The sequence below is a fragment of the Bacillus nitratireducens genome (assembly GCF_001884135.1).
In the GTDB taxonomy this organism is placed as follows: domain Bacteria; phylum Bacillota; class Bacilli; order Bacillales; family Bacillaceae_G; genus Bacillus_A; species Bacillus_A nitratireducens.
In genome coordinates, this window is sequence record NZ_MAOC01000014.1 from 1 (window position 1) to 258 (window position 258).

Annotated in this window: 1 protein-coding gene; it reads right to left on the bottom strand. The window is 33.7% G+C overall.

Annotated elements, in window-relative coordinates; translation table 11 throughout:
• Positions 1-49 precede the first annotated feature (49 nt).
• Positions 50-258, bottom strand: a 209-nt coding sequence (locus BAU23_RS04515) for a zinc ribbon domain-containing protein (RefSeq protein WP_165615083.1), incomplete at its 5' end; no start/stop codon positions are given.

Below are 258 nucleotides of genomic sequence, written 5' to 3' on the forward strand. Positions count from 1 at the left end.
TAAGACAGCCGAGCTAACTCCCTTGTTCCAAAGGTTATTTTATTGCTATTTATGCTAACGCTAATAGGCGTATTGCTTCATTTTTGATATTGATAGCTGCGTTATAATCTCTATCGAGATTTACACCGCATATACAAGAATAGACTCGTTCAGACAATGTCATATTTTTTACATTTCCACAACTGCTACATGTTTTTGTGGAAGGAAACCATTTGTCTATTTTCACAAGTTGTTTTCCTTGTTCATTTAGTTTATAAG